We start from the raw sequence: 578 nt of genomic DNA, 5'->3' as shown, positions 1-578 counted from the left end.
GCGTAGTGGGCGGCCTCGATCTTCTCGGCGATCTCACGCGGCGCCAGCGCCCACAACGCCGACACACTCTTGACCGGTGAGAAGGTCAGGTCGAACCCGGCCACGGATTTCGTGTTCGGGCGGGAGGCGCGGGCGATCCAGCCCGATAGCTCCCGATCGTCGGCCGGGGGGCGCCCGAATTCCTCGGCGAACATGGTCAGAGCGACGTCGGTGCGGATCTGTTCACGCACCTCCGGGGGGATCTTGGCGTACTCGATGAGGCCTTGGGCACGGTTGTATTCGGCGTAGGCGCGGGCGCATTCGAATCGGTAGCCGGCCTCGTCGACCACATACCGGTTGTGGGGGCGGCCGAGCTGGGCCATCTTCGCGCCGTAGAGGCGGGCCACCCGCGGCGAGACACCATCGGCCATCTGCTCGGCTGCCAGCTGCGCGACGATCGCGTCCGCGTTCGGATGCATCCCGCGCCCGAACAAGGCCCGCATCTGGGATTCGGTGACGATGTCTCCCTCGACGATATCCAGGGCTCCCAACCCCGACCCCACCCAGCGACCAGGGGACTCGCCGCGCTCGCTGTAATA

Annotated in this window: 1 protein-coding gene; it reads right to left on the bottom strand. The window is 67.8% G+C overall.

Features of this window, described 5'->3' with window-relative positions:
* Positions 1–578: relaxase domain-containing protein (locus A5780_RS38675; protein WP_156769784.1), on the bottom strand; the 578-nt coding region annotated here is incomplete at both ends.

The organism is Nocardia sp. 852002-20019_SCH5090214, from assembly GCF_001665865.1.
Lineage (GTDB): Bacteria > Actinomycetota > Actinomycetes > Mycobacteriales > Mycobacteriaceae > Nocardia > Nocardia nova.
This window is presented reverse-complemented; position numbering and strand designations above follow the sequence as displayed.